A 6,190-nucleotide genomic window follows, 5' to 3' on the forward strand; every position below is an offset into this window, starting at 1 on the left:
GCAGAGGCCGGCGGGCCCGCGAGATCGCCGCCGAACTGCCCGACGCGATCGGCATCGAGGCCGACCTGCTGTCCGCTGACGGTGTTGGCGTTCATGATCCCGTTGCGTACGCCGTGCAGCCAGTAGTCGAACCACCGGTGCAGGGTGTCCACCCAGAGCGCCCTGCGGCCCTCGAAGTCGAACGGGTCCACGTGCTGGGTCTGGCCGACCCAGATCTTGCGCGGCACGTTCCTGTCGGACAGGGCCTTCCACCAGGTCGAGAAGTTGTCGGGCTTGACGTTGAGGTCGTTGACCGTGTGCACGACGAAGACGCTGGCCTTGACCTTGGAGGCGTCGCCGAGCAGGCCCTTGATGTAGTCGCGCTCGGCCCAGAACGGGTTGTAGTCACCCGTGTCGTCGCCGTCCTCGGCGTCCATCTTGTCGCGTACTGGCCGGCACTTGGCCTCGGGGTCGGTGTCGACGTAGTCGGCCAGCCAGGAGGCGTAGTCGTGGTTGTAGATGACGCCGTTGGAGCGCTGGTATTTGTACCAGGAGCTGATCGCCGAGATGGGGACGATGGTCTTCAGGCCTTCGACCCCGGTGGCGGCGACGGCGTTGGCCAGGGTGCCGTCGTATGACTTGCCGATCATGGCGGCCTTGCCCGTCGTCCAGTCGGCCACGGCCGGGGTGCCGTCGTCCTTGACCGCCTTGGCGCGGCCGTTCAGCCAGTCGATGACCGCCTTGCCGCCCAGCACGTCCGCCTTGCCGCCGATGTCCGGGCAGCCCTCTGATCTGGTGGTGCCGAGCATGTCGACGTTGAGGACGGCGTAGCCGCGGGGGACGAAGTAGTTGTCGTAGAAGAGCGGGAATTTCGCGACATTTCCGTCGGCGTCATAAATTTTGCGCTCTGACTCGTTTCCGCGGCCCGAGTTGTCGTAGTACGGGCTCTCATCGATGATCACCGGCACCTTGAGTCCCGGGCCGGACTCCTTGGGCCTGATGATGTCCACCCGTACCTTGTCGAGCTTGCCGTCCAGGTCGCTGTCGACGGCCGACTCGACGTACACGTGCTCGCGGACGGCGTCCGCGTAGGAGAAGACCGGCTGCGTACGGCCGTTCTCGACGGTGATCGTGGGTGCGGCTGCCGCCTGGGCAGGAGTCGCGATCGCCAAGGTGAGGGCGACGGCGAGGAAGGCCGGTCGTAATTGTGGCACGCGTGACCTCCGGGACAGTTGACCAAATACACCGCAATCTCTCAGACCGCCGGAGAGCTGACAAGATTTCCGGTATGGACGTAGTGGATCGAGTCCGGGGCTGCCTCCTCGGCGGCGCGATCGGCGACGCGCTGGGAGCGCCGATCGAGTTCCAGTCGCTGCGGGAGATCCGCAGGGATCACGGGGCGGAAGGCATCACCGGATATGTGACGACGTGGTGCGGTGAGTCCGGCCTCATCACCGACGACACCCAGATGACCCTCTTCACGGTGGAGGGCCTCCTCCGCGCCGGCGGCCCACTCACCTCGGGCGATGGCGACGCGCTGGAACGGGGCGGGTCCGGACGCGGGGAGGCGCTGGTGGTGGAGGCGGTCCGGCAGGCGTACCTGCGCTGGCTCGACACCCAGGACCACCGCACTCCCCCGCCGGCGGACCGCCCTCACCGCACGGGGCGGCTGCGTGAGGAGGGCTGGCTGTACTCGCGGAGGGCCCCGGGCAACGCCTGCCTGTCAGGCCTCCACAAGCCGTTCCCCGGTCCGTCCCCGCTGGGCCGGCCGGGCCCGGTGAACCCGAACTCGAAGGGCTGCGGCACCGTCATGCGCTCGGCCCCCTTCGGCCTGATCGCGCCACACCCCCGGGAGGCGTTCGAGGTGGCGGCGGCCTGCGCGCAGATCACGCACGGGCACCCGACCGGTTACCTGGCGGCGGGGGCGTTCGCAGCGATCGTCGCGCACCTCGTGGCGGGCGAGCCGCTGGAGCCGGCCGTCCACAGCACCCTGGAACTGCTGGCCACGTACCCGGCGCACGACGAGACCACCGCGGCACTGCGCGCGGCCGTGGAGCTGGCCGCCGGCGGCGAGCACTCGCCGGAGCGGGTCGAGTCGCTGGGCGGCGCGTGGGTGGCCGAGGAGGCGCTGGCCATCGGCGTGTACTGCGCCCTGGCCGAGCCCTCCGTGGAACGCGCGCTCCTGCTGTCCGTCAACCATTCGGGAGACAGCGACTCCACCGGCTCGGTGTGCGGTAACCTGCTCGGCGCCGTCCACGGCGTCGCCGCCCTGCCGAACGCCTGGCTACGGCCGCTGGAGGGCCGCGACACGATCGAACGCCTCGCCACGGAGCTGGCCCAGTAACGAAGATCACATCGTTACGCGCCGGCTTCCGCGCCGGGTCGCCGGTCGGCGTCTAGGCTGGGGTTCTCCACCCGATGAGGAGAAGGTGCATGCGAAACGTCGCTCGGACCTCGCTCGTGGACGCCGCCATCGACGAGCTCCGCAGGGAGATCGCGCGCGGGGTGTGGCCGGTCGGCACCAAGATCCCTTCCGAGAGCCAGCTCGCGCAGAGCCTCGGCATGAGCAGGCTGTCCGTACGCGAGGCGGTTCGCGTCCTGGCCCACGCCGGGCTGCTGCACACCCGGCAGGGCGACGGCACGTACGTGACCGCCACCGACGAGTCCAAGGTCGCCCTGCGCCGGCGGCTCGACACGGCGGCCGCCATGGACATCATCGACGTGCGCCGCGGCCTCGACCTTGTCGCGGCCAGGCTCGCCGCGGGCAGGCGCACGGAGGAAGACCTGACCGCGCTGCGCGAGACGCTCGGCCGCAGGGAGGCGGCCGGCCAGGCGGGCGACCTCGACGGGTTCGCGGACGCGGACGTGGAGTTCCACGTGCTGGTGGCGGACGCGGCGCACAACGCGCTCCTCGCCGACCTCTACCGCAGCATGAGCGACGCCTTGCGCGACAGCGTCAGGCCCCAGGAGCAGGCGGCGCTCTACCTGGACAGCTCCCACGACGACCTGCTGCGCGCGATCGAGGACGGCGACGCGACCAGAGCGGTCTCCGTCTCCGTCTCCATCCTGGACCGCCAGGAACTCGGCCTCTGAACGCCCCCATGGCCTGAGCCGCCCCTCGGAGCACTCGCCCCGCCCTCCGACGCCACCCCTCGCGTGTGTCCAGACCTCCTCCCCTAGAGACCCTCAGACGGCGGGAGAGCGCCCATCCCACCGTCCACGGTCGCGGTCCTCGGGGCGAAGGGTGTGTGGCGCCGCTGTGCGGGTGCCGCTGATCCGTCGAATACGAAGGCCACCGATTGGAGACCGGGGTGGGCCGCGACGTGGTGCCGCTTCACAGCGGCGTCGCAGGCACACCCCGGCGATATACCCAAGCCCCACTCAGCGGCCTCATGGCACGGGGCAACGGCCCTCTGCCCCTGCGGTGACGGCGTAATCACCGCGGGAACGGCCCGCAGGAAGAATTCTCTTCATGGGACTGCCAAGGTCCTGCGACATTTCCCGGTGAGACGCGCACAATGGAGTTGAGGCGAGAATTCGGCGAGGAGCGAGGAGGCTTGCGCCGTGTCCGCCGCCGGACGCGAATATCTGACTGCGATGCTCGACGTGCTCGTTTACGAGAACGTATTGGTCGCGTGGCGTCGGACCTCTTGGGGTGGATACATGATCGTATCGCACGAGGGCGAGGAGATCAGGTTGACGACGCGACAGGCGGAAATGTGGGCGCGCGGCGCCTTCGCCGTGTATCTGGCGCTCGTCGACCAGCGCCGCATCACTCCTCGCATTCCCGGCGACACCCCGCAGACTTAGCCCGTTCAATAAATATCGCGGTAAATGTCGATTTACGCGGTCATGAAGCGGCCCCGTAATGCTCCCCATTGCCGACCGGCTTCGCGCGGGCGCCTGAACTCCACGCCTTCCCCGCCGCGCTCAGCCGCGAGTCAGGACGGCTGGTTGTTCATCAACTCCGAGATCTTCCAGTCCCCGCTGTCCTGCATGAGCAGGAACAGCTCGCGGCGGGTCTGGCTCCCCGCCTTGCTCGTCGAACGGACGACGGCGTCCTTGTCGCTGATCGTGCGCACGTCCTCGACGGTGTGCGTGGCCTGCTGCTCGGTCCCACCCTGGAGCTGCTTCTGGAAGAGGCTGCGGATCGCCTGGGTGCTGTCCGCCGTGGCCTCACCGTCCAGCTCGACCACCGCTGTGCTGGCGAACGCGCTGACGACCTGGTCCAGGTTCCCGGACTTGAGCGCGGAGAAGAAGTTCTCGATGGCCGAGCGCGGCAGCCCGGCGCCGGTGCGCGTCTCGCTCGGCGTGGCGCCCTCGCTCCCCGTCTCCGCCGGGGACTCGTTCTCTGTCTCGTCGGGCGACATCTCCTCCGTCGGCGTCGCCGGGCTCGCCGCCCCCTTCATCGCCTGCGTACCGTTACCGCCCGCGGCACAGCCCGCGACCAGGAGGGCAGGGACGACAGCCGCCAGTAGCAGCGCCCTGCGCTGAGAAATCTTGGTCATGGCCGCTTGATGCCCGCGCCCGTCATGGGCGAATGCGGGATTTGGCCACTCCGCACGGCGCCTTTACCTGGTCAGGGTATTACTCACGGTAACGGTTCACTGGAATTGGTGAGACCTGTCAGAGCTTTGATCGTTGCCGCCGCGCGACCAGCTCACTGGGCACCGCCGATAGCGTCCGTCCAGTGCCGCGAATCCAGGCGAATCCCGAACCTCTCCCGCAGCGCGAGGACGCCGAACGTTGCGCCGACGTCGAGTCAGGACGACGTTGCGTGCTGCCGGCGGCCCATCGGAGCCCGCACGTCTATCCACCGGTGGAGACTGGAGCATAGCCTCCGGCCTGCCGGCTACGCAGCCGATACGCCAGAACGGCAGCCGGTTCCCCCGCGCGGGGGAGGTGGTCTCTGAGCTGCCCGGTTAGCGTCGGGAGCCGTGACCATTCCCTGGAAGGCGCTGCTCTACCAGCTGCTCGGCGCCGCGCTGCTGACCCCCGCGGCGGCGGTCCTGGCGCTGGTGCTGGTGACGGAGGTGTCGCCGGCCCGAGTGCTGCTGCTGTGGGCGGCGTGCCTGCCCGCGTCGGCGCTCGTGGCGTGCCTGCCCCCGGTGCCGCGTCTGGAGGTCATCGCCCTGTCGGAGCTGCTCGGCGTGGCCGTGCCGGAGCGCACCGACCCGGTCTACCTGCGGGTGCTGACGGCGCTGCATCTGTTCGTGGGGGCCACGCTGAGTGCCGGGGCGCTGGCGCTCGCGCCCGCACTCACCCGCCCGCAGGCCGCTCACGGGGATCTGGCGCAGGTGTCCGTCATGATCGTGGTCGTGCTGGCGGCGATGGTGCTCGTGGCGGCCGGGCAGCAGCGGGTGGCGCGCAGGCTGCTGCGCTCCGACCCGTCGCTGGTGATCGAGGTGCTCGGCCGCCGCCAGAGCCTGACGCTGGAGCTGCACGACTCGGTGGGGCACGCGCTCAGCGTGGTCCTGGTGCAGGCCATGGCGGCCCAGGCGGCCCTGGGGCGGCCGGAGACCGTACCGGTGGCCGAGCGCTCGCTCGACCACCTGGTGAGCACCGCGCGTGACGCGCAGCAGGAGCTGGACGTGCTGCTGCGGGTGCTCGACGAGGGCAGCACGGCGCAGGCGCCCACGCTGGCGGCCCTCGGTGCGCTCGTTCACGGGCTGGACGTGGAGTGCCGTGCCGACCCGGTGGACCGGCTGCCGGAGGGGACGTCGCGGGCGGCGTACGCGATCGCCAGGGAGGCCGTCACCAACGCGCTCAAGCACGGGCGTGGGCCTGTCCGGCTGGACCTGGCCGTACGGGACCGCGCCGACCCCGGCGGAACCGCGGTCGGCGGAGGTCCCAAGGGGAGGCGTGGCGGGAAGGCGGTCGTGCTCGTCGTCGAGAACGAGGTGGCCGCGACCGCGCCTGCGGGGGAAGGGCGCGGCTTGGTGGGGATGCGGATGCGGGCACGTCTGGCGGGCGGCGCGTTCGAGCGGGAGGAGGTGGACGGCACGTGGCGGGTGAAGGCGACGCTGCCCGGGTGAGCGGAGGAGACCGGCACGTGGCAGGCGGCGGCCGGGTGATCCGCGTGGTGCTGGCCGACGACGAGCCTCTCATCCGCTCCGGCTGGGCCACCATGCTCTCCCTGTACGACGACATCGAGGTGGCCGGGGAGGCGGCCGACGGCCGAGCCGCCGTCGAGCTGGGCCGCGAGGCCGAC

6 protein-coding genes and 1 pseudogene are annotated in these 6,190 nt (G+C 70.3%); 5 read left to right on the forward strand and 2 right to left on the reverse strand.

Features of this window, described 5'->3' with window-relative positions; translation table 11 throughout:
* On the reverse strand, positions 1-1,193 hold a 1,193-nt coding region (locus AB0J09_RS53450), incomplete at its 3' end, for a CocE/NonD family hydrolase (protein WP_360709809.1).
* Positions 1,194-1,267: 74 nt separating this feature from the next.
* Between AB0J09_RS53450 and AB0J09_RS53455 the strand changes: the two genes are divergently transcribed.
* The 3 genes from AB0J09_RS53455 to AB0J09_RS53465 all read left to right on the forward strand — a co-directional run bounded on the left by AB0J09_RS53455 (position 1,268) and on the right by AB0J09_RS53465 (position 3,789).
* Complete coding sequence (locus tag AB0J09_RS53455; protein ID WP_360709811.1) at positions 1,268-2,323, forward strand: ADP-ribosylglycohydrolase family protein; 1,056 nt, start codon at positions 1,268-1,270, stop codon at positions 2,321-2,323.
* A gap of 89 nt (positions 2,324-2,412) precedes the next feature.
* The gene (locus AB0J09_RS53460; protein WP_360709813.1) at positions 2,413-3,072 is read left to right on the forward strand and encodes an FCD domain-containing protein; all 660 of its coding nucleotides are present in this window, start codon (positions 2,413-2,415) and stop codon (positions 3,070-3,072) included.
* Positions 3,073-3,543: 471 nt separating this feature from the next.
* Positions 3,544-3,789 carry a hypothetical protein gene (locus tag AB0J09_RS53465; RefSeq protein WP_360709815.1) on the forward strand — a complete coding sequence of 82 codons (246 nt, stop codon included), beginning with the start codon at positions 3,544-3,546 and terminating at the stop codon, positions 3,787-3,789.
* Positions 3,790-3,920: 131 nt separating this feature from the next.
* Here AB0J09_RS53465 and AB0J09_RS53470 read toward each other — a convergent pair whose 3' ends face one another.
* The gene (locus AB0J09_RS53470; protein WP_360709817.1) at positions 3,921-4,487 is read right to left on the reverse strand and encodes a nuclear transport factor 2 family protein; all 567 of its coding nucleotides are present in this window, start codon (positions 4,485-4,487) and stop codon (positions 3,921-3,923) included.
* A gap of 429 nt (positions 4,488-4,916) precedes the next feature.
* Here AB0J09_RS53470 and AB0J09_RS53475 point away from each other — a divergent pair, with 429 nt between their 5' ends.
* Both AB0J09_RS53475 and AB0J09_RS53480 read left to right on the forward strand, forming a co-directional pair.
* On the forward strand, positions 4,917-6,014 hold the full coding sequence (locus AB0J09_RS53475) for a histidine kinase (protein ID WP_360709819.1): 1,098 nt from the start codon (positions 4,917-4,919) through the stop codon (positions 6,012-6,014).
* Positions 6,011-6,190, forward strand: a pseudogene (locus AB0J09_RS53480) (DNA-binding response regulator); the annotation flags it as partial. The gene AB0J09_RS53475 and the pseudogene AB0J09_RS53480, both read left to right, overlap by 4 nt.

It is taken from the genome of Nonomuraea sp. NPDC049784 (genome assembly GCF_040659615.1).
Taxonomy (GTDB): Bacteria; Actinomycetota; Actinomycetes; order Streptosporangiales; family Streptosporangiaceae; genus Nonomuraea.

What these genes read in the sequence shown, in the direction of transcription:
- AB0J09_RS53455 (WP_360709811.1), top strand. Translation starts at nt 1,268, where the DNA reads ATGGACGTAGTGGATCGAGTCCGGGGCTGCCTCCTCGGCGGCGCGATC.
- AB0J09_RS53460 (WP_360709813.1), top strand. Translation starts at nt 2,413, where the DNA reads ATGCGAAACGTCGCTCGGACCTCGCTCGTGGACGCCGCCATCGACGAG.
- AB0J09_RS53470 (WP_360709817.1), bottom strand. Translation starts at nt 4,487, where the DNA reads ATGACCAAGATTTCTCAGCGCAGGGCGCTGCTACTGGCGGCTGTCGTC.